Annotated in this window: 19 protein-coding genes and 1 tRNA gene; 12 read left to right on the top strand and 8 right to left on the bottom strand. The window is 73.6% G+C overall.

What is annotated here, in order from left to right; all coding sequences use genetic code 11:
* The first annotated feature begins 34 nt into the window (after window positions 1–34).
* The 7 genes from trpB (at window position 35) to BM165_RS20970 (ending at window position 11,981) form a co-directional block, all read left to right on the top strand.
* Window positions 35–1,387 (top strand): tryptophan synthase subunit beta, encoded by a 1,353-nt coding sequence (trpB, locus tag BM165_RS21000; RefSeq protein WP_075015461.1) that lies wholly within the window; start codon window positions 35–37, stop codon window positions 1,385–1,387.
* Entirely contained in the window at window positions 1,384–2,184 is an 801-nt protein-coding gene (gene trpA, locus BM165_RS20995) for a tryptophan synthase subunit alpha (protein ID WP_075015460.1), read from the top strand. Before trpB ends, trpA begins: the two co-directional genes overlap by 4 nt.
* Window positions 2,181–3,128, top strand: coding sequence for a prolipoprotein diacylglyceryl transferase (lgt, locus tag BM165_RS20990; protein ID WP_083427562.1), 948 nt, complete (start codon window positions 2,181–2,183; stop codon window positions 3,126–3,128). The genes trpA and lgt overlap by 4 nt, the downstream gene beginning before the upstream one ends.
* 319 nt (window positions 3,129–3,447) lie before the next feature.
* Window positions 3,448–8,109 carry a glutamate synthase large subunit gene (gltB, locus tag BM165_RS20985; RefSeq protein WP_244274375.1) on the top strand — a complete coding sequence of 1,554 codons (4,662 nt, stop codon included), beginning with the start codon at window positions 3,448–3,450 and terminating at the stop codon, window positions 8,107–8,109.
* A complete protein-coding gene (locus BM165_RS20980; RefSeq protein ID WP_075015459.1) occupies window positions 8,102–9,604 on the top strand; it encodes a glutamate synthase subunit beta in 1,503 nt (500 codons plus the stop codon). The genes gltB and BM165_RS20980 overlap by 8 nt, the downstream gene beginning before the upstream one ends.
* 89 nt (window positions 9,605–9,693) lie before the next feature.
* Window positions 9,694–11,109 (top strand): pyruvate kinase, encoded by a 1,416-nt coding sequence (gene pyk, locus BM165_RS20975; RefSeq protein WP_075015458.1) that lies wholly within the window; start codon window positions 9,694–9,696, stop codon window positions 11,107–11,109.
* Window positions 11,106–11,981 carry an acyl-CoA thioesterase gene (locus tag BM165_RS20970; protein WP_244274374.1) on the top strand — a complete coding sequence of 292 codons (876 nt, stop codon included), beginning with the start codon at window positions 11,106–11,108 and terminating at the stop codon, window positions 11,979–11,981. Before pyk ends, BM165_RS20970 begins: the two co-directional genes overlap by 4 nt.
* On the opposite strand, the gene BM165_RS20965 is transcribed toward BM165_RS20970, so the two are convergent.
* Window positions 11,959–13,557, bottom strand: coding sequence for a pyridoxal-dependent decarboxylase (locus tag BM165_RS20965; protein ID WP_244274373.1), 1,599 nt, complete (start codon window positions 13,555–13,557; stop codon window positions 11,959–11,961). The two genes, BM165_RS20970 and BM165_RS20965, sit on opposite strands and share 23 nt — an antisense overlap.
* A gap of 217 nt (window positions 13,558–13,774) precedes the next feature.
* Window positions 13,775–13,848: transfer RNA gene (locus BM165_RS20960), tRNA-Leu, on the bottom strand.
* 80 nt (window positions 13,849–13,928) lie between these two features.
* Between BM165_RS20960 and BM165_RS20955 the strand changes: the two genes are divergently transcribed.
* Both BM165_RS20955 and BM165_RS20950 read left to right on the top strand, forming a co-directional pair.
* Window positions 13,929–14,531 (top strand): ANTAR domain-containing response regulator, encoded by a 603-nt coding sequence (locus BM165_RS20955; protein ID WP_075015457.1) that lies wholly within the window; start codon window positions 13,929–13,931, stop codon window positions 14,529–14,531.
* A gap of 160 nt (window positions 14,532–14,691) precedes the next feature.
* Window positions 14,692–16,029, top strand: coding sequence for an ABC transporter substrate-binding protein (locus tag BM165_RS20950; protein WP_075015456.1), 1,338 nt, complete (start codon window positions 14,692–14,694; stop codon window positions 16,027–16,029).
* Between the two features lie 513 nt (window positions 16,030–16,542).
* Here the strand turns inward: BM165_RS20950 and BM165_RS20945 are convergent.
* Genes BM165_RS20945 through BM165_RS20930 form a run of 4 tightly spaced genes read right to left on the bottom strand, consistent with a single transcriptional unit; the run spans window position 16,543 to window position 20,730 of the window.
* The gene (locus BM165_RS20945; protein ID WP_208976826.1) at window positions 16,543–17,397 is read right to left on the bottom strand and encodes an ABC transporter ATP-binding protein; all 855 of its coding nucleotides are present in this window, start codon (window positions 17,395–17,397) and stop codon (window positions 16,543–16,545) included.
* On the bottom strand, window positions 17,394–18,491 hold the full coding sequence (locus tag BM165_RS20940) for an ABC transporter ATP-binding protein (protein ID WP_083427560.1): 1,098 nt from the start codon (window positions 18,489–18,491) through the stop codon (window positions 17,394–17,396). Before BM165_RS20940 ends, BM165_RS20945 begins: the two co-directional genes overlap by 4 nt.
* A complete protein-coding gene (locus BM165_RS20935; protein ID WP_075015455.1) occupies window positions 18,481–19,479 on the bottom strand; it encodes a branched-chain amino acid ABC transporter permease in 999 nt (332 codons plus the stop codon). The genes BM165_RS20940 and BM165_RS20935 overlap by 11 nt, the downstream gene beginning before the upstream one ends.
* Window positions 19,480–19,482: 3 nt before the next feature.
* Window positions 19,483–20,730 carry a branched-chain amino acid ABC transporter permease gene (locus BM165_RS20930; protein WP_177225274.1) on the bottom strand — a complete coding sequence of 416 codons (1,248 nt, stop codon included), beginning with the start codon at window positions 20,728–20,730 and terminating at the stop codon, window positions 19,483–19,485.
* A 344-nt stretch (window positions 20,731–21,074) separates the two neighbouring features.
* On the opposite strand from BM165_RS20930, the gene BM165_RS20925 reads away from it, so the two are divergent.
* Complete coding sequence (locus tag BM165_RS20925; protein WP_075015454.1) at window positions 21,075–21,719, top strand: GNAT family N-acetyltransferase; 645 nt, start codon at window positions 21,075–21,077, stop codon at window positions 21,717–21,719.
* Between the two features lie 40 nt (window positions 21,720–21,759).
* Here BM165_RS20925 and BM165_RS20920 read toward each other — a convergent pair whose 3' ends face one another.
* On the bottom strand, window positions 21,760–22,164 hold the full coding sequence (locus tag BM165_RS20920) for a PaaI family thioesterase (protein WP_075015532.1): 405 nt from the start codon (window positions 22,162–22,164) through the stop codon (window positions 21,760–21,762).
* A gap of 81 nt (window positions 22,165–22,245) precedes the next feature.
* Here BM165_RS20920 and polA point away from each other — a divergent pair, with 81 nt between their 5' ends.
* A complete protein-coding gene (polA, locus tag BM165_RS20915; protein WP_075015453.1) occupies window positions 22,246–24,984 on the top strand; it encodes a DNA polymerase I in 2,739 nt (912 codons plus the stop codon).
* Window positions 24,968–25,537, top strand: a complete 570-nt coding sequence (locus tag BM165_RS20910) for an AAA family ATPase (protein WP_075015452.1) — start codon at window positions 24,968–24,970, stop codon at window positions 25,535–25,537. Before polA ends, BM165_RS20910 begins: the two co-directional genes overlap by 17 nt.
* Window positions 25,538–25,597: 60 nt before the next feature.
* Here BM165_RS20910 and BM165_RS20905 read toward each other — a convergent pair whose 3' ends face one another.
* Complete coding sequence (locus BM165_RS20905) at window positions 25,598–26,437, bottom strand: class I SAM-dependent methyltransferase (protein ID WP_075015451.1); 840 nt, start codon at window positions 26,435–26,437, stop codon at window positions 25,598–25,600.
* Window positions 26,438–26,600 lie beyond the last annotated feature (163 nt).

Below are 26,600 nucleotides of genomic sequence, written 5' to 3'. Positions count from 1 at the left end.
CCGCCGGGTCGTCCCGGCGCGCCACACTGGGGCCATGACCAGCAGCGCCGTGCACCCGACCCAGGCCCGACCCGCCCCGCCGGCGCGTCCGTCCTGGCCGGACGCGACGGGCCACTTCGGCGTCTTCGGCGGCCGCTTCGTGCCCGAGGCGCTCATCGCCGCGCTCGACGAGCTGACCGAGGCCTACGAGGCCATGCGCGTCGACCCCGCCTTCATCGCGGAGTTCGCCGCCCTGCAGCGCGACTACACCGGCCGGCCCAGCCCGGTCACCGAGGTACCCCGGTTCGCCGAGCACGCCGGCGGCGCGCGGGTGCTGCTCAAGCGCGAGGACCTCAACCACACCGGCTCGCACAAGATCAACAACGTGCTGGGCCAGGCGCTGCTGACCAGGCGGATCGGCAAGAAGCGGGTCATCGCCGAGACCGGCGCCGGCCAGCACGGCGTCGCGACGGCCACCGCCGCGGCGCTCATGGGGCTGTCGTGCACCGTCTACATGGGCGAGGAGGACACCCGCCGGCAGGCGCTCAACGTGGCCCGGATGCGGCTGCTCGGCGCCGAGGTCGTCCCGGTGACCACCGGGTCGCGCACCCTCAAGGACGCCATCAACGAGGCCTTCCGCGACTGGGTGACCAACGTCGAGGAGACCAACTACGTCTTCGGCACCGTCGCCGGCCCGCACCCGTTCCCGGCGATGGTCCGCGACTTCCAGCGGGTCATCGGCGACGAGGCCCGCGCCCAGGTGCTCGAGCGCGAGGGCCGGCTGCCCGACGCCGTCCTGGCCTGCGTGGGCGGGGGCTCCAACGCGATCGGCATCTTCACCGCGTTCGTGCCCGACGACGGCGTGCGCCTGGTCGGCCTGGAGGCCGGCGGCGACGGCGTCGAGACCGGCCGGCACGCGGCGACCATCACCGGGGGAGCGCCGGGCGTGCTGCACGGCGCCCGGTCCTACCTGCTGCAGGACGACAACGGCCAGACCATCGAGTCGCACTCGATCAGCGCCGGCCTGGACTACCCGGGCGTCGGCCCGGAGCACTCCTTCCTGCACGACATCGGCCGCGCCGAGTACCACCCGGTCACCGACGCCGAGGCGATGGAGGCCTTCGCGCTGCTGTGCCGGACCGAGGGGATCATCCCGGCGATCGAGTCCGCGCACGCCCTCGCCGGCACCCTCCGGCTGGGCAGGGAGCTCGGCCCGGACGCGCTGTTGCTGGTCAACCTGTCCGGCCGCGGGGACAAGGACGTCGAGACGGCGTCCCGCTGGTTCGGGCTCGGGGACCGCGACGAGGTCGACCCCGGCCCCGGCATGGACACCGACCAGCAGCCCACCGAGGGCGCCGTGACCTCCGGCGACGCGGTGCCCGGCCACGAGGCGGGGGAGTCGGCATGAGCCTCCTCGCCGAGCGCATCGCCGCCGCCCGGGCCGAGGGCCGCGCCGCGCTGATCGCCTACCTCCCGGTCGGCTACCCCGACGTCGACACGTCGATCGAGGCGATGGTCGCGGCCATCGAGGGGGGCGCGGACGCCCTCGAGGTCGGTGTCCCGTACTCCGACCCCGGCATGGAGGGCCCGGTGATCCAGGAGGCCATGGACGTCGCCGTCCGGGCCGGCGTCGGGCTGCGCCACGTGCTCCCGGCCGTGCGGGCGGTCGCCGCGGCCGGTGGCGTGCCGGTGGTGATGAGCTACTGGAACCCGATCGAGCGCTACGGCGTCGACCGGTTCGCCGACGACCTGGCCGCCGCCGGGGGAGCGGGCGCGATCACGCCCGACCTCATCCCGGACGAGGCGGGCGCCTGGATCGCCGCGTCCGACCGCACGGGCCTCGACCGCGTCTTCCTGGTCGCCCCGTCGTCGACCGACGCACGGCTGGCCGCCACCGTCGCGGCGTCCCGGGGCTTCGTCTACGCCGCCTCGACCATGGGGGTCACGGGCACCCGCACCACGGTCAGCACGGCCGCCGGCGAACTGGTCGCCCGCACCCGCACGGTGGCCGGGGACCTGCCGATCTGCGTCGGGCTCGGCGTCTCCAACGGCGACCAGGCCGCCGAGGTGGCCGGCTTCGCCGACGGGGTCATCGTGGGCTCGGCCTACGTCCGCGAGATGCTCGACGGGCGCGGGGCCGAGGGGGTCCGGGCCCTCTCGGCGGAACTGGCCGACGGGGTGCGCCGGGCGGGGGTGCGGGCATGACGCTCGCCGCCATCCCGAGCCCCGCGCAGGGCGTGTGGGAGCTCGGGCCGTTCCCGATCCGGGCCTACGCGCTGTGCATCATCGCCGGCATCGTCGCCGCCTGCTGGATCACCGAGCGGCGCTGGGTGGCCCGCGGCGGGCGCCCGGGCGAGGTCCTCGACATCGCGGTCTGGGCGGTGCCGTTCGGGATCCTCGGCGGCCGGGTCTACCACGTGATCAGCACGCCGCAGCCCTACTTCGGCGAGGGCGGTGACCCGCTGCGGGCCTTCGCCATCTGGGAGGGCGGCCTCGGCATCTGGGGCGCGATCGCCCTCGGCGGCGTCGGCGCGTGGATCGCCTGCCGCCGCCGCGGCATCCCGCTGCCGCCGTTCGCCGACGCCATCACCCCCGGCCTGCTGGTCGCCCAGGCCATCGGCCGCCTGGGCAACTGGTGGAACCAGGAGCTCTTCGGCAGCCCGACGACGCTGCCGTGGGCCCTCGAGATCGACCCGGTGCACCGGCCCGCCGGCTACGAGGCCTTCGCCACCTTCCACCCGACGTTCCTCTACGAGCTGCTGTGGAACCTCGCCGCGGCCGCCGTCGTGATCTGGGCCGACCGCCGCTTCCGGCTCTCCCACGGCCGCGCGTTCGCCCTCTACGTGGCCCTGTACTGCGCCGGCCGGCTGTGGATCGAGATCCTGCGCATCGACGACGCCAACCGCATCCTCGGCGTCCGGCTCAACGTGTTCACCTGCATCGTCGTCGGCCTGCTCGCGGTGGCCTACCTGGTGTGGCAGCGCGGCCGGCCGCGGGAGGTCCTCGACCGGGCCGGCGACGGTGACGGTGACGACGACCACACCGCCGTGGCCGCCGACGAGACGCCGACGGGGGCCGCCACCAGCCCGGACGCCGACGAGCCGGACCGCGTGCGTGACCGGTCTCACGACACGCCGGGCACCCCCTGACGGGACGCGCCGGAGCCGCCGTCCGACGGCGTAATCCGCCTGTTCCCGCTGTGTACCCTCCTCGTCAGATCACCCAGCGATCCTGGGCGGTCCTCCCCGTCGGAACCGGGCCAGCGCTGCCCCGCGGACGACGACCCCGTGGCACCACCCTCGGGGCCGCGAGCTCCAGCCGGTCCGGGCACACCGTGTCCCGCCGGCTTCCGGCTCACCGCAGTCCCGCGCTGCTCTCCGCCGCTCCGCCCCCTTGACCACCGGCCGGGCCCCTGCGCCCCCACGCCGTTCCTCGTGGACGGCGCGACAGCCGACGACGGGAGTGATCATGTCCGGGTCCCGCACCCCCGCCCCTCGCACCACCGGCTCGGCCGTGCCGTTCTCGGCCACGCCGCCGGCCGCCGGTCTCTACGACCCGGCCAACGACTCGGACGCCTGCGGCGTCGCCTTCGTGGCCGACGCCCGGGGCCGCCGCTCCCGCTCGATCGTGGCCGCCGGCCTGACCGCGCTGCACAACCTCGACCACCGCGGCGCCGCCGGCTCCGAGCCCAACTCCGGCGACGGGGCCGGGATCCTCACCCAGGTGCCCGACGCGCTGCTGCGCGCCGGCGTCGACTTCGACCTGCCGCCCCTGGGCGAGTACGCCGTCGGCATCGCCTTCCTGCCGGCCGACGAGCAGGAGCGGGCCGCCCGCTACGCCGACGTCGAGCGGATCGCCACCGAGGAGGGACTGACCGTCCTCGGCTGGCGCGACGTCCCCGTCGACCCCGACGGCGCCGACCTCGGCCCCACCGCCCGCGCGGTCATGCCGCACTTCGGCCAGCTGTTCGTCGCCGAGACGATGGGCGCGCGCGCCGACGCCGCGGCCTTCGGCGGCCCCCGCGCGGTCAACGGCGTCACCCGGCTGGAGCGGCGCTCCTTCGTGCTGCGCAAGCGCGCCGAGCACGCGGCCCGCGAGGCCGGCAGCTCGCTCTACGTCGTCTCGCTGTCCTCGCGCACCATCACCTACAAGGGCATGCTGACCACCGACCAGCTGCCCGCGTTCTTCCCCGACCTGCGCGACGAGCGCTACGAGTCGGCGATCGCGCTGGTGCACAGCCGGTTCTCCACCAACACCTTCCCGAGCTGGCCGCTGGCCCACCCGTTCCGGTTCATCGCCCACAACGGCGAGATCAACACCATCAAGGGCAACCGGAACCGGATGCGCGCCCGCGAGGCCAAGCTCGAGACCGACCTGTTCGACGGTCCCGCGGGTCCGGCCTCCGAGCTCGGCCTGGACCGGATCTTCCCCGTGACGGCCAGCGACTTCAGCGACTCGGCCACCTTCGACGAGGTGCTCGAGCTGCTGCACCTGTCGGGCCGCTCGCTGCCGCACGCGGTGCTCATGATGATCCCGGAGGCGTGGGAGAACCACGACGAGATGGACCCGGCCCGCCGGGCCTTCTACCGGTTCCACTCCTCGATCATGGAGCCCTGGGACGGGCCCGCCTGCGTGGCCTTCACCGACGGCACGCTCATCGGCGCGGTCCTCGACCGCAACGGCCTGCGCCCGGGCCGCTGGTGGCGCACGAGGGACGACCTCGTCGTCCTGGCCAGCGAGGCCGGCGTGCTCGACATCCCGGCCGGCGACGTCGTCGCCAAGGGCCGGCTGCAGCCGGGGCGGATGTTCCTCGTCGACACCTCCTCCGGGCGGATCGTCTCCGACGAGGACGTCAAGGGCGCCCTGGCCACCCAGCACCCCTACGAGGACTGGCTGCACGCGGGCCTGGTGCACCTGCCCTCGCTGCCCGAGCGGCGGCGCGCGCGGCCCAGCCACGAGTCGGTGGTGCGCCGGCAGATGATGTTCGGCTACACCGAGGAGGAGCTGCGCGTCCTGCTGACGCCGATGGCCTCCAGCGGCGCCGAGCCGATCGGCTCCATGGGCACCGACACCCCGATCGCGGCGCTGTCGGACCGCTCGCGGCAGCTCTACGACTACTTCGGGCAGCTGTTCGCCCAGGTGACCAACCCGCCGCTGGACGCCATCCGCGAGGAGCTGGTGACCAGCCTCGGACGCACCTTCGGCCCCGAGCAGAACCTGCTGGAGGCCACCGCGGCCTCCTGCCGGAAGGTGTTCCTGCCCTACCCGGTCATCGACAACGACGAGCTGGCCAAGATCCTGCACATCGACGACGACGGCGACCTGCCCGGCTTCGCCGCCGTCCGGATCACCGGCCACTTCGACGTCACCGGCGGCGGCCCGGCGCTGGTCGAGGCGATCGAGCAGCTGCGGACCAAGGTCAGCAAGGCCATCGCCGCCGGCGCGCGGGTCATCGTGCTCTCCGACCGCGACTGCGACGAGAAGCGCGCCCCCATCCCGTCGCTGCTGATGACCGCCGCGGTGCACCACCACCTGGTGCGCGAGCGGACCCGCATGGAGGTCGGCCTCGTCGTCGAGTCCGGCGACTGCCGCGAGGTGCACCACGTCGCGCTGCTGCTCGGCTACGGCGCGGCCGCGGTCAACCCCTACCTCGCGTTCGAGTCCATCGAGGACCTCATCCGCGACGGCGTCCTCACCGGCGTCCAGCCCGCCCAGGCGGTGCGCAACGTCGTCAAGGCGCTCGGCAAGGGCGTCCTCAAGGTCATGAGCAAGATGGGCATCAGCACCGTCGGCTCCTACACGATGGCGCAGATCTTCGAGGCCGTCGGCCTGTCCCAGGACGTCGTCGACGAGTACTTCACCGGCACCTCCTGCCCCCTCGGCGGCGTCGGCATGGACGTGCTCGCCGAGGAGGTCGCGATGCGGCACCGGCGCGCTTACCCTCAGAACCCCACCGAGCGGGCGCACCGGCGGCTGGAGACCGGCGGGGAGTACCAGTGGCGCCGCGAGGGCGAGGTGCACCTGTTCAACCCCGAGACGGTGTTCCTCCTCCAGCACTCCACCCGCTCGCGGCAGTACGAGGTCTTCGAGCGGTACACGCAGACGGTCGACCAGATGTCGGAGGACGCGGCCACCCTGCGCGGCCTGTTCTCGATCCGGACGGGCGTGCGCCCGCCGGTGCCGATCGAGGAGGTCGAGCCGGTCAGCGAGATCGTCAAGCGCTTCCAGACCGGCGCGATGAGCTACGGCTCCATCTCACAGGAGGCGCACGAGACCCTCGCCATCGCCATGAACCGGCTCGGCGGGCGGTCCAACACCGGGGAGGGCGGCGAGGACCCCGACCGGTTCGTGCCCGACCCCAACGGCGACCTGCGCCGATCGGCGATCAAGCAGGTGGCCAGCGGCCGCTTCGGCGTCACCAGCGAGTACCTGGTCAACGCCGACGACATCCAGATCAAGATGGCCCAGGGCGCCAAGCCGGGGGAGGGTGGCCAGCTGCCCGGCGGCAAGGTCTACCCGTGGGTGGCCCGCACCCGGCACTCGACGCCCGGCGTCGGCCTGATCAGCCCGCCGCCGCACCACGACATCTACTCGATCGAGGACCTCAAGCAGCTGATCCACGACCTGAAGAACGCCAACACCGAGGCGCGGGTCAACGTCAAGCTGGTCGCCGAGGTCGGCGTCGGGACGGTCGCGGCCGGCGTCAGCAAGGCCCACGCCGACGTCGTCCTCATCTCCGGGCACGACGGCGGCACCGGTGCCGCGCCGCTGACCTCGCTCAAGCACGCCGGCTCGCCGTGGGAGCTGGGCCTGGCCGAGACGCAGCAGACGCTGCTGGCCAACGGCCTGCGCGACCGGATCGTGGTGCAGGTCGACGGGCAGATGAAGACCGGCCGCGACGTGGTCGTCGCGATGCTGCTCGGTGCCGAGGAGTACGGCTTCGCCACGGCCCCGCTGGTGGTCTCCGGCTGCATCATGATGCGGGTCTGCCACCTCGACACCTGCCCGGTCGGGGTCGCCACGCAGAACCCGGAGCTGCGCAAGCGGTTCACCGGGCGGCCGGAGTTCGTCGTCACCTTCTTCGAGTTCCTCGCCGAGCAGGTGCGCGGCTACCTCGCCGAGCTCGGCTTCCGCTCGGTCGAGGAGGCGATCGGCCACGTGGAGCTGCTCGACACCCGCACCGCGGTCGACCACTGGAAGGCCCGCGGCCTGGACCTGTCGAAGATGCTGGCCCTGCCCGAGCTGCCCGAGGGCGCGCCGCGGCGTGCGGTCCGCACCCAGGACCACGGCCTCGACGTCGCCCTGGACCAGACGCTCATCCAGCTGTGCGAGGGCGCGCTGCTCGACGCGCGGCCGGTGCGCCTCGAGCTGCCGGTGCGCAACGTCAACCGCACCGTCGGCACGATGCTCGGCTCGATGGTCACCCGCCGCTTCGGCGGCCAGGGCCTGCCCGACGACACGATCGACCTGACCTTCACCGGGTCGGCCGGCCAGTCCTTCGGCGCCTTCGTCCCGCGCGGGGTCACCATGCGGCTGCTCGGCGACGCCAACGACTACGTCGGCAAGGGCCTGTCCGGCGGGCGGATCGTCGTCCGCCCGGCGCGCGAGGCGACCTTCGCCGCCGAGGACAACGTCATCGCCGGCAACGTCATCGGCTACGGCGCCACCAGCGGGGAGATCTTCCTCCGCGGCCGGGTGGGCGAGCGGTTCTGCGTGCGCAACTCCGGGGCGCTCGCCGTCGTCGAGGGCGTCGGCGACCACGCGCTGGAGTACATGACCGGCGGTCGCGCGGTGATCCTCGGGCCGACCGGGCGCAACGTCGCGGCCGGCATGTCCGGCGGTGTCGGCTACGTCCTGGACCTCGCCCGGCACCGGGTCAACCCCGAGATGGTCGACGTCGAGGCGCTCGACGGGGAGTCCTCGCAGTGGCTGCGCGAGGTCCTGGAGCGCTACGCCGCCGAGACCGGGTCCCCGGTCGCCGCCGCGCTCCTGGCCGACTGGGGCCGCTGGTCGGAGCAGTTCAGCGTGATCATGCCGCGCGACTACCGGCGCGCGCTGGAGGCCCGGCGCGCCGCCGAGGCCGCCGGTACCGATGTGGATCGAGCAGTGATGGAGGCCGCACGTGGCTGACTCCACGGGGTTCCTGAAGTACGAGCGCGCCCTGCCGCCCCGGCGGCCGGTCGACGTCCGCATCCTCGACTGGAAGGACGTCTACCTCACCCGCGACAGCGGGGAGGACGGCGTCTACCCGGTCGCGGCGCTGCGCCAGCAGGCCGCCCGGTGCATGGACTGCGGCATCCCGTTCTGCCACCACGGCTGCCCGCTGGGCAACCTGATCCCGGAGTGGAACGACCTCGCCCGCCGCGACGACTGGCGCGACGCGATCGAGCGGCTGCACGCGACCAACAACTTCCCGGAGTTCACCGGGAAGCTGTGCCCGGCCCCCTGCGAGGGCGCCTGCGTGCTGAACCTGCAGGACTCGCCGGTCACGATCAAGCAGATCGAGTGGGAGATCATCGACCAGGCCTTCGAGCGGGGCCACGTCGTGCCGCAGGCCCCGGCCGAGCGCACCGGCAAGAAGGTCGCCGTCGTCGGGTCCGGCCCGGCCGGGCTGGCCGCGGCCCAGCAGCTGACCCGCGCCGGCCACGACGTCACCGTCTACGAGCGGTCGGACAGGGTCGGCGGCCTGCTCCGGTACGGCATCCCCGAGTTCAAGATGGAGAAGTCCGTCCTGGACCGGCGGCTGGACCAGATGCGCGCCGAGGGCACCCGCTTCGTCACCGGCGTCGAGGTCGGCGGCAGCGGCGAGGGCGACCTCTCGGCCGAGCAGCTGCGCGGGGAGCACGACGCCGTCGTGCTCGCCGCCGGCTCGACGATCGGCCGCGACCTGCCCGTCCCGGGGCGCGAGCTCGACGGCATCCACCTCGCCATGGAGTTCCTGCCCTTCGGCAACCGGCAGGCCCTCGGCGAGCTCGACGACCCGCCGATCACCGCGCGGGGCAAGGACGTCGTCATCATCGGCGGCGGCGACACCGGCGCGGACTGCCTGGGCACCTCGCACCGGCAGGGCGCGCGGTCGGTCACCCAGCTCGAGATCATGCCGGCGCCCCCGGACAGCCGGGACCCCGGCAGCAACCCGTGGCCGACCTACCCGATGGTCATGCGGGTCTCCTCGGCGCACGAGGAGGGCGGGGAGCGGCTGTACTCGGTCAACACCGAGCGCTTCCTGGGTCATGACGAGGGCCCCACCCAGGGCCGCGTGCGCGCTCTGATGATCCACGAGGTGGAGCGGGTCGACGGCCGGTTCCAGAAGGTCGAGGGCACCGAGAGGGAGCTGCCCGCCCAGCTGGTGCTGCTGGCCATGGGCTTCACCGGCGTGCAGCGCGAGGGGCTCGTGGAGGCGCTCGGCCTCGACGTCGACGGGCGCGGCAACGTCGCCCGCGACGACGAGTTCATGGCCAGCGTGCCCGGCGTCTTCGTCGCCGGTGACGCCGGCCGGGGCCAGTCGCTCATCGTGTGGGCCATCGCCGAGGGCCGCGCCGCCGCCGGCGCGGTCGACCAGTGGCTGACCGGCAGCACGATGCTGCCCCGGCCGGTCACCCCGACGGCGGTCGCGCTGCGCTGACGAGGCGACCCCTGCAGGGTCCCGCCACGGGCAGGCCCGTGGCGGGACCCTGCAGGGGGGCCGGACGACCGCCGACTAGCGTTCCACCCATGTCGCGACGCGCGAAGATCGTCTGCACCCTGGGCCCCGCCACCTCCTCCCTCGAGCAGATCACCGCTCTGGTCGAGGCCGGCATGGACGTCGCCCGCCTCAACTTCAGCCACGGGTCGCACGCCGACCACGAGGTCGCCTACCGCAGGGTCCGGGAGGCCTCGGACTCGACCGGCCGCGCCGTCGCCGTCCTCGCCGACCTGCAGGGCCCCAAGATCCGCCTCGGCACGTTCGCGGACGGCCCGGTCACCTGGGCGACCGGCAGCCGGGTCTGCATCACCGTGGACGACGTCGAGGGCACCGCCGAGCGGGTCTCCACCACCTACAAGGGCCTGGCGAACGACGCCCGCGTGGGCGACCGGCTGCTGGTCGACGACGGCAAGCTCGCCCTGTCGGTGGTCGGCGTCGACGGCCCGGACGTGTGGTGCGTCGTCGTCGAGGGGGGCCAGGTCAGCAACAACAAGGGCCTGTCGCTGCCCGGCGTCGCGGTCAGCGTCCCGGCGCTGTCGGAGAAGGACGAGGAGGACCTGCGCTTCGCCCTGCACCTGTCGGTCGACGTCGTCGCGCTGTCGTTCGTCCGCTCACCGGCCGACGCCGAGCTGGTGCGCGACATCATGCGCCAGGAGGACGTGCAGGTCCCGGTCATCGCCAAGCTGGAGAAGCCCGAGGCGGTGCAGAATCTCGACGCCATCGTCGAGGCCTTCGACGGGATCATGGTCGCCCGCGGCGACCTCGGCGTGGAGCTGCCGCTCGAGACCGTCCCGCTGGTGCAGAAGCGCGCAGTCCAGGCCGCCCGCGAGCGCAACAAGCCGGTCATCGTGGCCACCCAGATGCTCGAGTCGATGATCACCAACTCCCGGCCCACGCGGGCGGAGGCCTCCGACGTGGCCAACGCCGTCCTCGACGGCGCCGACGCGGTCATGCTGTCGGGCGAGACCTCGGTGGGGAGCCACCCGGTCGGCGCGGTGCGCACGATGGAGCGGATCATCGACGCCGTCGAGAACGACGACCGCTGGGTGGCCGAGCTGACCCGCCGCAGCCGGTCCCGGTCGGGCGCCATCGTGCGCGCGGCCCGCGACATCGGCGAGGCGCTCGACGTCAAGGCGCTGGCCACCTTCACCCAGACCGGCGAGACCGCCCGCCGCCTGGCCGCCCTGCACCCCCGTCAGCCCCTGCTGGCCTTCACCGTCGACGCCCGGGTGCGCAGCCAGCTGGCGCTGTCCTGGGGCGTGGAGACCTTCCTGGTGCCCTCGGTGGAGCACACCGACGACATGGTCGAGCAGGTCGACTTCTCGCTGCTGTCGATCGGGCGGCTGCGCGTCGGCGACCGGGTGGTCGTCGTCGCCGGCAGCCCGCCCAACACCGTGGGCTCGACCAACCTCATCCGCGTCCACGAAGTCGGCACCGACTCGTGACCGGCGGCGGGACCCAGGCCGCCGCCCTCATGAGCGTCCTCGACCTCGAGGAGCGGTCACCCGACGTCTTCGTCGGGCAGACCCCGACCACCCGGCTGCAGCGGATCTTCGGTGGGCAGGTCGCCGCGCAGGCGCTCATGGCCGCGGTGCACACGGTGGCGCCCGGCCGCGGCGTGCACTCGCTGCACTCCTACTTCCTGCGGCCCGGTGACCCGCACGAGGAGCTGCGGTACACCGTCGAGCGGATCCGCGACGGCCGGTCGTTCTCCACCCGGCGGGTGATCGCCTGCCAGCGCCGCAGGGACGACGACGTCGCCGTCTTCGCGCTGACCGCCGACTTCCACGCCGGCGAGGCCGCCGTCGTCGGCCACTCCCGGCCCATGCCGGAGGTTCCGGGCCCCGACGGGCTGCTGTCCCTGGCCGACCACGCGGCCGGCCACGGCGCGCTGGCCGCCCCGGCGCTGGAGATCAGCCGGGCGGTCGAGCAGCGGCCGATGGCCGACCCGTTCGCGCCCGAGGCGAAGACGCCGCCGCACACCCAGTCCCACGCCTGGTTCCGGGTGGCCGGGCGGCTGCCCGAGGACGCCGGCGTGCACGCGGCCGCGCTGACCTTCGTCAGCGACCTGACGCTGCTGTCGGCCGGGCTGGCGCGGGTCGGCGGCGGGTGGGGCGGCCGCTACGTCGGGGCCAGCCTCGACCACGCCGTCTGGTTCCACGCGCCGGTGCAGGCCGACCAGTGGTTCCTCTACGAGACCGACAGCCCCGCCGCCACGGCCGGCCGCGCGCTGTGCTTCGGCAGCATCTGGTCCGCCGACGGCACCCACGTCGCCACGGTGGCCCAGGAGGGGCTCATCCGGTCACTGGGGGAGTGACGGGCTCGTCCTCCGCCGGCCGGGGCGCCTCCTCGCGTGCCCGGCGCTCGGCCTCGGCGACGCGGCCGGCCTCCTTGCGCTCGGCGTCGGCGCGGGCCCGCTCGGCGGCGGCCTCGGCGAAGTCGGCGGCCAGCCAGTCGTGGCCCTCGCAGAGCAGCGCCCACGCCCGCTCGACGTGCGCACGCGTCGTCGTCGGCGCGCCGATCGCCACCCGCAGCACCACCTGGCCGCGGACGGTGGTGTGGGTCAGAAACACCTCACCGCCGTCGTTGAGCCGCTCGAGCAGCGTCATGGTGGCGACGTCGGCGTCGACGTCGGCCGGCCAGCGCGGGCGCAGGCACACCAGCGACAGGGGGTGCGGCGTGACGACGTCGAAGCGGTCGTCCGCGTCGGCCCGGCCGGCGAGCTCCTGCGCCAGCGCGACGCCGGAGCGCACGTGTGCCCGCAGGCCCTCCGCGCCGTACCAGCGCAGCACCGTCCACAGCTTCAGCGCGCGGAACCGGCGGCCCAGCTCGATCTGCCAGTCGCGGTAGTCGACGACCGCGCCGGCCTCGGTAGCGGCGTTGCGCAGGTACTCGGGGAGGATCGCCAGCGCGCCGGTGAGCGCCGCCCGGTCGGCGACCCAGAAGAGGGTCGCGTCGAAGCCGGTGAGCAGCCACTTGTGCGCGTCGGTGGTGTAGCTGTCGGCCTCCTCGACGCCGGCCTGCAGGTGCCGCAGCTCCGGGGCGACGGCGGCCACCCCGCCGTACGCGGCGTCGACGTGCAGCCAGGCGCCGTACCGCCGGCAGATCGGCCCGATCCCGGCGAGCGGGTCGACCGCGGTCGTCGACGTCGTGCCGACCGTGGCGCAGACCAGCACCGGCCGGTACCCGCGGGCGGTGTCGCGCTCCAGCCGGGCGGCGAGCGCGGCCGGGCGCATGGCGAGGTCGCCGTCGACCTCGACGATCCGGATGGCGTCGCTGCCCAGGCCGGCGATCCGCACCGCCTTCTCCATCGACGAGTGCGTCTCGGCGGAGACGTAGACCGTGTACTCCTCGGGCCGCACGCCCTGGCGGACCGTGGCGCCGCCGCTGGCGCGGTGCAGTGCCGCCAGCAGCGCGACGAGGTTGGCACCGGAGCTGGAGTCCTGGACGACGCCGCCGCCGGTGCCGTCCGACCGGAACGCCGCGGGCAGGTCGAGCAGCTCGGCCAGCCAGTCCATCACGTGCTGCTCGAGCTCGGTGGCCGCCGGGCTGGTCACCCAGGACATGCCCTGCACGCCGAGGCCCGCCGAGAGCAGGTCGCCGAGGACGGAGGGCCCGGAGGTGTTGGCGGGGAAGTAGGCGAGGAAGCCCGGGTGCTGCCAGTGCGTGATGCCGGGCAGGACGACGCTCTCCAGGTCGGCCAGGACCGCCGAGAACGGCTCGCCCCGCTCGGGCGCCGACGACGGCAGCGCCGACCGGACGTCGCCCGGGAGGACGCGGGAACGGACGGGGAAGGACTCCAGCCGCGTCCAGTAGTCGGCGATCCAGTCGACCACCTCGTGACCGTGCTGCCGGAACTGCTCGGGGGTCATGTGGGGCACGGGCTCGCTCACCGTCCCACCGTATTGCCCGTGACGAGCGGGCCACCGAGGGTCCCCCGAGGAGGACCCGGCCGCAGGGCTGCACGGTCCCCGGGCAGGGCACCTGGCCGTGGTGCGGTTCGGGGTGCGGGGGGCCGGGGGGTTCCCCGAGGAGGACCCGGCCGCAGGACTCCACGGTCCGGGGCACGGCACCTGGCCGTGGTGCGGTCCGGAGGACCGCAGTGTCACGTGCCCCCGGTGCGATTCGAACGCACACTGCGCGGGTTTTGAATCCGCTCCCTCTGCCGGTTGGGGTACGGGGGCCGCCCGCCGCGACCGTGGTCACGGCGCGGCCAGCCTAACCGGGCGGCCGCTGTCAGCCGCTCTCGCTAGGCTCTGCGCCCGTGAGCAGCGAGCCGACCCGGGTCCTCATCGCCGAGGACGAGGCCCTCATCCGCCTGGATCTCAAGGAGATGCTCGAGGAGGAGGGGTACGTGGTCGTCGCCGAGGCCGGTGACGGCCAGACCGCCGTCGACCGGGCGCGGGAGCTGACGCCGGACCTGGTCATCCTCGACATCCAGATGCCGGTCCTCGACGGGCTGGCCGCGGCCGAGCAGATCGCCTCGGCCCGGATCGCGCCGGTCATCGTGCTGACCGCCTTCAGCCAGCGGGAGCTGGTGGAGCGGGCCCGGGACGCCGGTGCCATGGCCTACCTGGTCAAGCCGTTCTCCAAGAACGACCTGGTGCCGGCCATCGAGGTCGCCCGGGCCCGGTTCACCGAGATCGCCGCCCTGGACGGCGAGGTGCGCACGCTCGAGGAGCGGCTGGAGACCCGCAAGGTCGTCGAGCAGGCCAAGGGCCGGCTCATGGCCGACCAGGGGATGACGGAGGCCGAGGCGTTCCGCTGGATCCAGCGGAACGCCATGAACGAGCGCACCTCGATGAAGGTGCTGGCCGAGCGCATCCTCCGCCCCGAGGCGACACCGCCGGGCGGCGCGACCCCCTGAGACCCGGCGACGGGCCGGAACCGGGCAGGTCACGACCTCGTCACGGTCTCGGCCGACGTCCGTCCGTGCCCTGTAGCAGCGGTTACCTTCTGCGGACTGACGGGGCCGGGGGTCCACGCCCGGCCTGCCGGACCGACGTACGACAACTGGGAGTTGCTGGATGCGCACGCGTACTTACGCCCGCAGCATCGCCGTCACGTCCGCTGCCCTGGTCGCCCTCACCGCCTGCGGTGGCAGCGACGACGAGGGCGGCGGCGGCTCGAGCGGCGAAGCCGCGGCTAGCGGTGAGAAGCAGGTCAACATCTACGGCACCGACGGCAACATGGGCAACGCCCTCGGTGAGGACTTCTCCGAGCAGGGCGCCCTGGCCGGCATGAAGGGCACCACCCCGCTCACCGAGCTGGGCTCGGACTTCACCGACCGCCTGCTCGAGGTCGACCCGAACCTGCAGGACTACAACTACGCGGGCGAGACCTACGACGCGGTGATCGTCACCGCGCTGGCCGCCCAGGCGGCGGGTACCAACGACGCCAACACCTTCAAGGCGTACGTCAACGGCATCACCGCCGGTGGCGACAAGTGCGAGGACTTCGCCGCCTGCCTCGAGATCATCAACAGCGGCGGGAACGTCGACTACGACGGCATCTCCGGCCCGCTGGCCTTCACCGACGCCGGCGAGCCCGCCGCGGCGAGCTTCGGCCTGCTGCAGTTCGGTGACGACAACGCCCTCGACGACGGCGCCACCGAGTTCGTCATCGCCGGTGACGAGGCCAACGCCTCCACCGACGAGGGCCCGGCCTACGCACCGGCCGGCGCCACCGGCGGGCCGCTGATCATCGGCACGCTGCTGCCGCTGACCGGCAACCTGGCCTTCCTCGGCCCGCCCGAGGTCGCCGGCGCCAAGCTCGCGCTCAACGACATCAACGCCGCCGGTGGCGTCCTCGGTGCGCCGGTGCAGCTGGTCGAGGGTGACTCCGGTGACGCGTCGACCGACACCGCCACCCAGACCGTCGACCGGCTCCTGCAGTCGGGCGTGAACGCGATCATCGGTGCGGCGTCCTCCGGCGTGAGCCTGACGGTCATCGACGCCATCACCGGCGCCGGTGTCATGCAGTTCTCGCCGGCGAACACGTCCGACCAGTTCACGACCTACAACGACAACGGGCTGTACTTCCGCACCGCCCCGCCGGACACGCTGCAGGCCCGCGCCCTCGCGGACCTGATCATCGCCGACGGCAACAACACCGTGGGGATCCTGGCGCTCAACGACCCCTACGGCACCGGGCTGGCGGAGAACACCCTGAACAACCTGGTCAGCGCGGGTCTGGCGGAGGACGACATCCAGTCGATCACCTACGACCCGCAGGCGGCGAACTTCGACGCCGAGGTGCAGCGGATGGTGGACTTCAACCCCGACGCGATCATCGTGATCGGCTTCGAGGAGTCCTCCCGGATCCTGCAGGGCCTCAACGACCAGGGCATCGGCCCGCAGCGCTGAGCGACCCCGACGGCGTCGTGAACGTGCGGCGCTGACACACCACACACCGGCCGCGGCCCGGTACCCCTCAGGGGGTGCCGGGCCGCTGTCGTGCGCGGTGGCCGTCCCGGGCCGCTGGCCGGCGCGTGGCGGTCATCCGGGGGCGCGTCCTGGGCGGCGGCTGCGGCCTGTCGAGGGACCTGCGGGTCCGTACGGCGGCGAGGGACTCCCTGCCGGCCCGGGTGCCGCCCACTCGTGCCGGCCCGGGGGCCCGCCCACTCGTGCTCGCCCACGACCGCAGGAGCCGGTCTGACGACCGCGCCACCGGGCCGTCGCGGGCCGTCGCGGGCCGTCGCGGGCCCTCGCGGGCCGTCGCGGGCCATCGCCCCGGCGCAGGGTCCCCGCGCTGTCCGTGCCGGTGACAGCGCCCTGCCGCCGTCGGGCCGCCGTAGCGCGGATGCGCTCCACGGCAGAGGCCGGCGTCCCCAGGGGGACGCCGGCCTCTGCCGGATCGGGAGGGAGGACCCTCCGCGGTCACTGCGCCTTGGCGAGGGTCCCCAGGTAGAGCTCGATCACCTTGGGGTCGGTCATGAGCGACCGGCCGGTGTCGGTGTAGGCGTTGCGCCCCTGGTCGAGCACGTAGCCCCGGTCGCAGATCTGCAGGCACCGCCGCGCGTTCTGCTCGACCATGATGATCGAGACCCCCGTGGCGTTGATCCGCCGGCAGCGGATGAACACCTCGTCCTGGTAGGCGGGGGAGAGGCCCGCCGACGGCTCGTCGAGCAGCAGCACCGAGGGGTCCATCATCAGGGCGCGGCCCATGGCCACCATCTGCCGCTCACCGCCGGAGAGCGACCCGGCCTTGCCCTTGCGCCGCTCCCCGAGCAGGGGGAACAGGTCGATGACGTAGTCGAAGCGCTCCTTGAACGTCTTCGGCCGCAGGTACACGCCCATCTGCATGTTCTCCTCGATGGTGAGCGAGGGGAACACGTTGTTGTTCTGCGGGACGTAGCCGACGCCCATCGACACCAGGCGGTGGGCCGGCGCGGAGGTGATCTCCTCGCCGCGCAGCGTCACGGTGCCCGAGCGCACGGGGATGAGCCCGAACAGCGTCTTGAGCAGCGTGGACTTGCCGGCCCCGTTGGGGCCGATGATCCCGACGAGCTCGCCGTCCTGCAGGTAGAAGTCGCAGCCGCGCAGGATGTTGACGCCCGGCACGTAGCCGGCGACGAGGTCGTCGGCGCGCACCAGGGCGCCCTCGGCGAGGCGCACGTGCTCCTCGCGGGTGGCCGCCTTCTCCGCGGGGGAGAGGGTGGCCGTGTCGACGACCGTGTCGGCGCGGGTGCGGTCCTCGCCGGACTCGTCGACCTCGAACAGTGGCTCGCTCATCGCTCGCCCTTCCCGGTGGTGGTGGAGGTGGAGCCGAGGACCTCGCCGCCGCCGTGCTCCTCGCGCGCGATGGCCTGCTCGGCCTCGGCGAGCACCTGGTCCTCCTCCTCGACGGTGAGGGGCGCGTCGTGGTGCGCGCCGAGGTAGGCGTCGACGACGGCCTGGTTCTGGCTGATCGACTCCGGTGGCCCCTCGGCGATGACCCTGCCGGCGGCCATGACGACGACCCAGTCGCTGATGTCGCGGACGACGTCCATGTCGTGCTCGACGAAGATGACCGTCATGCCCTCCTCGCGGAGGTCCTTGACGTGCCCCAGCAGGCTCTGGGTGAGCGCCGGGTTCACCCCGGCCATCGGCTCGTCGAGCATGACGACCTTCGGGTCGCTCATCAGCGCCCGCGCCATCTCCAGCAGCTTGCGCTGACCACCGGAGAGGGTGCCGGCGAACTCGTCCTTCTTGGCGTCGAGCTTGAACCGCCGCAGCAGGTCCATCGCCTTCTCGGTGTTCGCCTTCTCCTGGGCGCGCCAGGTCCCGGGGACCAGGGCCCGCAGGAAGCTCTCCCCGCGCTGCCCCTGGGCCCCGAGCAGCATGTTCTGCAGCACGGTGAGGCGGGACAGCGCCTTGGTCAGCTGGAAGGTCCGGACGACGCCGAGCCGGGCGACCTGGTGCGGGGCCAGCTTGCCCAGCGACCGGCCGTCGAACGACCAGGTGCCGGTGTTGGGCTGGTCGAAGCCGGTCAGCAGGTTGAACAGCGTCGTCTTGCCGGCGCCGTTGGGCCCGATGAGGCCGGTGATGCCGCCGCGCTGGACCTCGAGGTGGTCGACGGCGACCGCCGTCAGCCCGCCGAAGGTCCGGGTCACGCCGTCGACGACGATCGCGGGGTCGGGCTTGGCGACGCCGACCTCCCAGGGGAGGTCGCGCAGCGCGGCCTGCGCCAGCCGCTGCGGGGTGTCGCCCCGCTGCCAGGTCGCGCCCTTGTCCAGGGACGCGCCGGACGCCGAGGCGCCGGACGCCGAGGCACCGGACGCCGAGGCACCGGAAGCGCCGGACGCACCCGACGCCGAGGCGCCGTGGGGGTTGGGGTCAGCGCGCATCGAGCATCACCTCTCGTCGGTCACCGAAGATGCCCTGTGGCCGGAAGACCAACAACAGCATGAGCCCGATACCCACGAGCACGAAGCGGATCTGTGCCACGTCGGTGGCCGACAGCAGCCCCTCGGGGATGATCCCGTTGTCGATCAGGAGCCGCAGGCCGGTGTCGGCGAACTGCAGGATGAACAGCAGGACGATCGAACCGATGACCGGCCCGAGCACGCGGGCAGCGCCACCGAGGATCAGGGCCGCGTAGGCGAGGAACGTGTTGGCGTTCTGGTACTGGTCCGGGACCGCCGAGCCGGTGCCGACGGCGTAGACCATCCCGCCGAGCGCGCCGAGGATCCCGCCGAGCACCAGCGCCTGCATCTTGTAGACGTAGACGTTCTTGCCCAGCGAGCGGACGGCGTCCTCGTCCTCGCGGATGGACTTGAGCACGCGGCCCCACGGGCTGCGCATGAGGGCGAAGACCAGCAGGCAGGCCAGGACGACGACCACCCAGCCGACGACGGCGACCCACAGCTCGCCGCCGGACCAGCTGGTGCCGAGGAGCCGGTAACGCGCGTTGGTCGCCCACGGGGCGAGGGCGATGAAGTCGCCGTTGAAGGCGGACAGGCCGCGGGTGCCGTTGGTGACCGGCGTGGCCGACACCGACCGGAACAGCAGCCGCAGACCCTCGGCGGTGGCGATCGTGGCGATGGCCAGGTAGTCGGCCCGCAGCCGCAGGGTCGGCAGGCCCAGGAGGAGGGCGAGCACGACGGCGGCCACGAGACCGACGATCACGCCCACCCAGAACGGCAGGCCCCACTGGCTCACCGAGATGGCGATGCCGAAGCCGCCGAGCAGGGCGAAGGCGATCTGGCCGAAGTTGAGCAGCCCGGCGTAGCCGAACTGCACGTTGATGCCGATGGCCAGCAGCGCGAAGAAGATCGCCTGGAAGCCCAGGCCGGCCTTCAGCGCGACGGCGACGGCGTCGAGGAGGTCACCCATGGCTCAGCCGATCCGGGCGCGGCTGCCCAGGATGCCCTGGGGCCGGATGACGAGGATGACGATCAAGAGCAGCAGCCCTCCGACGTACTTCACGTCATTCGGGATGACGAGGGTCGACATCTGCACGAACACGCCCACGATGAGGCTGCCCACCAGGGCGCCGTAGGCGGTGCCGAGGCCACCGAGGGTGACGCCGGCGAACATGAGCAGCAGCAGGCGGAAGCCCATGTCCCACTGGACCTGGTCGGAGAGCCCGAGCAGGACCCCACCCAGCGCGGCGAGGGCGCCGCCCATCATCCAGACGACGAGGATCACGCGGTTGACGTCGATCCCCGACGACGCCGCGAGGTCGCGGTTGTCGGAGACGGCCCGCATGGCCTTGCCGATCTTGGTGCGCTGCAGCATCAGGGCCACGAGCACGAGGACGACGACCGAGACGACGATCGAGACGAGTGCCCGGTTGGTGAGGGTGAAGGCGCCGTAGTCGACGGCGCGGCCGGTGGCCACCTGGTACGGGCTGGACCGGCCGCCGTACACGATCTGGATGAGGTAGCGCAGCAGCAGCGACAGGCCGATGGAGACGACCAGGGCCGCGATGAGCCCGGTGCCGCGCCGGCGCAGCGGGCGCCACAGCGCCAGTTCGTTGAGCGCGCCGATGCCCGCTCCTGCGATCATCGCGATGATCGTCGCGGGGATCAGCGGGACGCCGCCCGAGACGTTGACGTACCAGGCGACGATGGCGCCGATGGTGACCAGCTCACCGTGGGCGAAGTTGGTCAGCCCGGTGGTGCCGAAGATCAGCGACAGGCCGACGGCGGCCATCGCGATGAGCAGGCCGAAGCGGATGCCGTCGACGAGCAGTTGGACGGCGCGCACCGTGCCACCGCCGCCGCCCCGGCTGCCGTCCTCGAGGCCGATAATGACCGGCTCACGGCGCCCCTCGGCCACGGTGACCGCACGGTTGTCCGCGCCCGCCAGCTCGACCCCCTCGGGGAGGTCGCCGTCGTCGATGGTGACGACGTAGTCGCCGGGGCCCGGCAGCTCGACGGCCCAGCGGCCGTCCTCGTCGCTCGCGACGCTGTCGACCTCGTCCCCGGCGGCTGTCGTGACGGTGACCTCGACGCCCTCGATGGGGCCCGAGCGGCTGGTCTGCAGCGTGCCGATGACCTGCTCGCCCTCGGCGCTCGCGATGCCGGGGACCAGCACGGCGAGGCCGGTGGCGGCGACGAGCACCAGCAGGAGCCGCAGCATCACCCTGTGGGCGGTCCCGGGGCCCGGGCGGATCGCGCTCCGGGACCGCCCGGGTGGCCCGGCGGTGGCTGACGGGTGGGTCACACAACCTCCCTGGTCGTGGCAGAACTGTGGGGCGTGGTGTCGATCGGCACGATGGTGTCGCGCGACACGAACGCGGGCAGTGGGGCGTGACGGTAACCCAGGCCTGTTGCATCGCCGTTCGCCTGACGCCGAGCTGTGACCTAGGTGCGACGCGGCGAGGGGCCGCGCTGTCGTCACTCCTGTCCCATTCCGGCGCGTCGTCGTCCCCCACCGGGCACGCCGGGTGCAGTCTCGCCGCACCGTCCAGGGGGAGGACTCCCGTGTCAGGAACCGACCGGCGTTCCGGCGTCACGACGCGCACGGCGCGTCCCGACGACCTGCCCGCGGTGCTCGCGCTGGTACGCCAGCACCGGGCCGAGGCGCACGCCGAGGGGGTGCTGACCGGGCAGACCCCGGGAGCCGCCGCAGCGGCCGGGTTCCGCCGGCTGCTGGCCGACCCCGGTCACCGGGTGGTCCTCGCCGTCCTGCCGGGTGCGTACGCGCCGGGGGCGGGCTCGGCGGGGGAGGTCCCGGTCGGCCTGGCCGTCCTCGGGCTCGACGCGCTGTCGACCGTGCTCGGTGTCCCGCAGGTGACCGTGGACAACCTCGTCGTCCACCGCGACCACCGCCGCCGCGGCGCCGGGACCGCGCTGCTGGCGGCCGCGGCCGCCTACGCCGCGGAGCTGGGGGCCCTGCACGTGGTCGCCGCCGTGGGCGGGCACGAGGCCGAGCGGCAGCGGTTCTTCGCGCGGATGGGGTTCGCCCCGCTGACCACTCGCCGGATCGTGCCGCGCGAGACGCTGGCCCGTGCGCTGGCCAGCTGGCAGCGCGGCGGCCTGCCGGTGCTGCGCCGGCCGCTGCCGCGCCGGCGGCCGCTGCCGCCCCGGACGCTGCCCGTGGTCACCGCGGTCGCCGTCGACAACTGACGCCGCCCGCAGGGAGGGCCGGGGCAGCGGGGTCCTGCGTCTACGCCGGGACGATCGCGCAGGTGAGCCGGGCGGTCGCGGTCGTGCGGCCGCGCTCGTCGGTGACCTCGACCAGGAACGTCGACAGCGTGCGCCCGACCCGGGCGGGGGTGCAGACGGCGGTCACCGTGCCGGAGGTGGCGGCGCGCAGGTAGCTGGCGTTGAGCTCCACGCCGACGGCCTTCCTCCCCGGCCCGGCGTTGATCATCGCCGCCCAGGACCCGATCGTCTCCACCAGCGAGCAGGTCGCCCCACCGTGGAGCAGGCCGAAGGGCTGCTGGTTGCCCTCCACCGGCATGGTGGCGACCAGCCGCTCGGGGGCGAAGTCGACGATCTCGATGCCGAGCTTGTCGTCGAGCGGGCTGACCGCGCTCGCGGGCATCCAGTCCGGGGGAGGGGTGCTCACCTCCCGCACGCTAGCCACCCGCCGTCAGGACGGATCGCCGGGGACCGGGACCGTCGCCCTCCCGACCTAGGATCGGCGGCGATGTCCGCTCCGGTGACCACCCCAGCGCCCACCGTCCCGTCGACGCCCGGGACGCGGCCGCGGCTGCTGCTGCTCGACGGCCACTCGCTGGCCTACCGGGCCTTCTTCGCGCTGCCGGTGGAGAACTTCTCCACCACGACCGGCCAGCCGACCAACGCCGTCTACGGCTTCACGTCGATGCTGATCAACGTGCTGCGCGACGAGCAGCCCACGCACCTCGCCGTCGCCTTCGACGTCGGCCGGCAGACCTTCCGCAGCGAGATCTACGCGGAGTACAAGGCCAACCGCACCGAGAGCCCGACCGACTTCCGCGGGCAGGTCAGCCTCATCCAGGAGGTGCTCGGCGCGTTGCACATCCCGGTGGTCACCGCGCCGGGCTTCGAGGCCGACGACGTCATCGCCACGCTCACCGTGCAGGCCGTCGAGCAGGGCATGGACGTGCTCATCTGCACCGGCGACCGCGACGCGCTGCAGCTGGTGAACGAGCACGTGACGGTGCTCTACCCCCGCAAGGGCGTCTCCGACCTCACCCGGTTCACGCCCGGGGAGGTGGAGGCCAAGTACGGGCTGACGCCGCAGCAGTACCCCGACTTCGCCGCGCTGCGGGGCGACCCCAGCGACAACCTGCCGAGCATCCCGAGCGTCGGTGAGAAGACGGCGGCCAAGTGGGTGCGCGAGTACGGCTCCCTCGACGAGCTCGTCGACCGCGTCGACACGGTCAAGGGCAAGGTCGGGGAGAAGCTGCGCGAGCACCTGTCGTCGGTGCTGCAGAACCGGCGGCTCACCGAGCTCGACCGCTCCGTCGCCCTCGAGGTCGGCCCGCAGGACCTCGCCGTCCGCGCGTGGGACCGCAACGAGGTGCACACCCTCTTCGACAACCTGCAGTTCCGCGTGCTGCGCGACCGGCTGTTCGCCACGCTCAGCAGCGCCGAGCCCGAGGTCGAGGGCGGCTTCGACGTCACCGCCGACGAGGTCGCGGCCGGGGAGCTCGGCGCCTGGCTCGACGCGCACGCCCGTACCGGCCGCACCGGGCTGGTCTTCCGCGGGACGTGGGGCCGCGGCACCGGCGAGCTGGCCGGCCTCGCGCTGGCCGCCGCCGACGACCACGCCGTCTTCGTCGACTGCGGCCCCGACCTCGGCGCCGCCGACGAGCAGGCCCTCGCCGCGTGGCTGGCCGACCCGGCCACCGAGAAGGTCGCCCACGACGTCAAGGGCCCGCTGCTGGCGGTGTGGGCACGCGGCTGGGAGCTGCAGGGCGTGGTCAGCGACACCGCGCTGGCTGCCTACCTGGCCACCCCCGGGCAGCGCTCCTTCGACCTCGCCGACCTCTCGGTGCGCTACCTCAAGCGCGAGCTCAAGGACGACGCCGCGCCCGAGCCCCAGCTGACCCTCGAGGGCCTGGGCCCCAGCGAGGCCGACCTCGCCGCGGAGGCCGCGCACGCCGACGTCCTCAAGGCCGTCGCGGTCAACGACCTCTCCGACGCGCTCGAGCAGGTGCTCGGCCAGAAGGGCGGGGACCACCTGCTCGGCGAGATCGAGCTGCCGCTCACCCGGGTGCTCGCCGGCATGGAGCGCCGCGGCATCGCCGTCGACGTCGACCTGCTCACCGAGCTGCAGCGGGAGTTCGCCGACGGCGTGGCCGCCGCGGCCGCCGAGGCGTACGCCGTCATCGGGCACGAGATCAACCTCGGCTCGCCCAAGCAGCTGCAGGCGGTGCTCTTCGACGAGCTCGGCCTGCCGAAGACCAAGAAGATCAAGTCCGGCTACACCACCGACGCCGAGGCGCTCACCTACCTGCTGGCGCAGACCGGGCACCCCTTCCTCGAGCACCTGCTGCGCCACCGCGACGTCACCCGGCTGCGCACGGTCATCGACGGCCTGATCCCGATGGTCGACGACGCCGGGCGCATCCACACCACGTTCCAGCAGACGATCGCCGCCACCGGCCGGCTGTCCTCCATCGACCCGAACCTGCAGAACATCCCCATCCGCACCGCCGAGGGCCGGCGGATCCGGCAGGCGTTCGTCGTCGGGCAGGGCTACGAGTCGCTGATGACGGCCGACTACAGCCAGATCGAGATGCGGATCATGGCGCACCTGTCCGAGGACGCCGGCCTCATCGAGGCGTTCACCTCGGGGGAGGACCTGCACTCGTTCGTGGCCTCGCGGGCCTACGACATCCCGATCGAGCAGGTCGACCCGGAGATGCGCCGCCGGATCAAGGCGATGAGCTACGGCCTGGCCTACGGGCTGTCGGCCTACGGGCTGGCGCAGCAGCTGCGGATCACGCCGGAGGAGGCGCGCGGGCAGATGCACGCCTACTTCGAGCGCTTCGGCGGGATCCGCGACTACCTCGACGGCGTCGTCGACGACGCCCGCCAGACCGGTTACACCGAGACCACCCTCGGCCGGCGGCGCTACCTGCCCGACCTCACCAGCGACAACGGGCAGCGGCGGCAGATGGCCGAGCGGATGGCGCTCAACGCCCCGATCCAGGGCTCGGCGGCCGACGTCATGAAGGTCGCGATGCTCGGCGTCGAGCGGGCGATCGAGGCCGAGGGCCTGCGGTCGCGGATGCTGCTGCAGGTGCACGACGAACTCGTGCTCGAGGTCGCGGCGGGGGAGCGGGAGGCGCTGGAGACCCTCGTCCGCCGCGAGATGGCGGGCGCGGCGCAGCTGTCCGTGCCGCTCGAGGTGTCGGTCGGCCTCGGTGCCAGCTGGGATGCCGCCGCCCACTAGGGAGCTGCCGGCCGGCGCGCGGCGGGTCCTGGTCGCCGGCAGCCCCGGTGCCGGGAAGACCACCTTGGCCCAGGCACTGGCAGCACGGCTGGACCTGCCGTACACGGAGATGGACGCGCTGTTCCACGGCCCCGGCTGGGTCCCGCGCCCGGAGTTCGAGTCCGACGTCGACGCGCTGCTCGCCACGGGCCGGTGGGTGACCGAGTACCAGTACCGGGCGGTCCAGCCGCGGCTGCTGGCCACCGCCGACGCCGTCGTGTGGCTGGACCACCCGTGGCCCCTGGTCGCCGGGCGGTTGCTGCGCCGCACGCTCGGCCGGGCGCTGACACGGCGCGAGCTCTACAACGGCAACCGGGAACGGGCCCGGAACTGGCTGCGCGGCTCGCACCCGCTGTGGGTGGTGGCGGGACCCCGGTTCCGCGCTCTCCGGGACGACAACGCCGCCCGCTTCTCCGCTGAGGCCGACCGGCGCGGGCTCGTCGTCGTCCGGCTGTGTGGTGCCCGCGCAGCGGCCCGCTGGCTCACCGCCCAGGGCAACCCACCCTCGACCTGAGGTGCAGCCTGAGGTCTCCGGTCGGTCGGCCCTGGGTGCAGGAGGGGGCACCGGGGTCCTTCAGCTGGGCCGGTGGGCGACCAGGACCAGCGTGCCGGGCACCAGCGCGCCCCGGGCCGGGGACCACTGGCCCCATACCTGAGTGCGCCCCGGCGCCCACTCCGGCTCCACCAGGTCGTCGAGGACCAGGCCCACCCCGACGACGGCGCGCACCCAGTCGCCGACCGTGCGGTGGTGCTCGACGTACACGGCCCGGCCCGCGTCGTCGGTCTCCACGTAGGGCCGCCGGTCGAAGTAGGAGGACACGACGCGCAGGTCGTCGGGGTCGGGGGAGTCCGGCAGCGGCCAGCGGAACGGGTGGTTGACCGAGGCCACGACCCGACCGCCCGGCCGCAGCACGCGCGCCACCTCGGCCAGCGCGCCCTCGACGTCGGCCACGAACGGCAGCCCCCCGAACGCCGAGCAGACGACGTCGAACGCGCCGTCGGCCAGGGGCAGCGCGCCGGCGTCGGCCTGCAGCAACGGCACGGTGAGGCCCGTCGCCCGGTTGCCCTCCGCCGCACGGGCGAGCATCCCGGCCGACAGGTCCAGCGCGACGACCTCGGCCCCGGCGCGCCGCAGCCAGCGCGCGCACGGCGCCGATCCGCAGCCGACCTCCAGCACCCTCCGCCCGGCGACGTCGCCCAGCAGGTGCGCGTCGTCCTCCCGCAGGCCCTCGGGACACCACAGGAAGTCCACCTCGCCGAGGTCGTCGCCGTGCTCGGCGAGGTAGGCCGGCGCGGCGGCGTCCCACCAGCCGCGGTTGGCCCGGGCGGACTCCGCGGCGCCCGCGGGCCGCCGCTCGACGCCGCCGGCCGCCGGGTAGCCGTCGGGACCGAGGGGGAGCACGGGCGCGGGCATGACACGCCGATCGTGACACGCCGCGGGGGACCGTCGAAGGGCGCCCACCCAGGTGGACCCGTGCGCGCCCGCGTCCGTACCATGGGACTGCGCCAGAGGTCTGTCAGTGCTGTTGCCCGCAAGGGATCGGCGCGCGCCGGCTCTCCCCGCTCCCGCGGTCACC

This window comes from Geodermatophilus obscurus (assembly GCF_900115395.1).
GTDB classification, from domain to species: Bacteria; Actinomycetota; Actinomycetes; order Mycobacteriales; family Geodermatophilaceae; genus Geodermatophilus; species Geodermatophilus obscurus_B.
The sequence above is the reverse complement of the archived record's forward strand: the minus strand, read 5'-3'. Positions and strand labels throughout refer to the sequence as shown.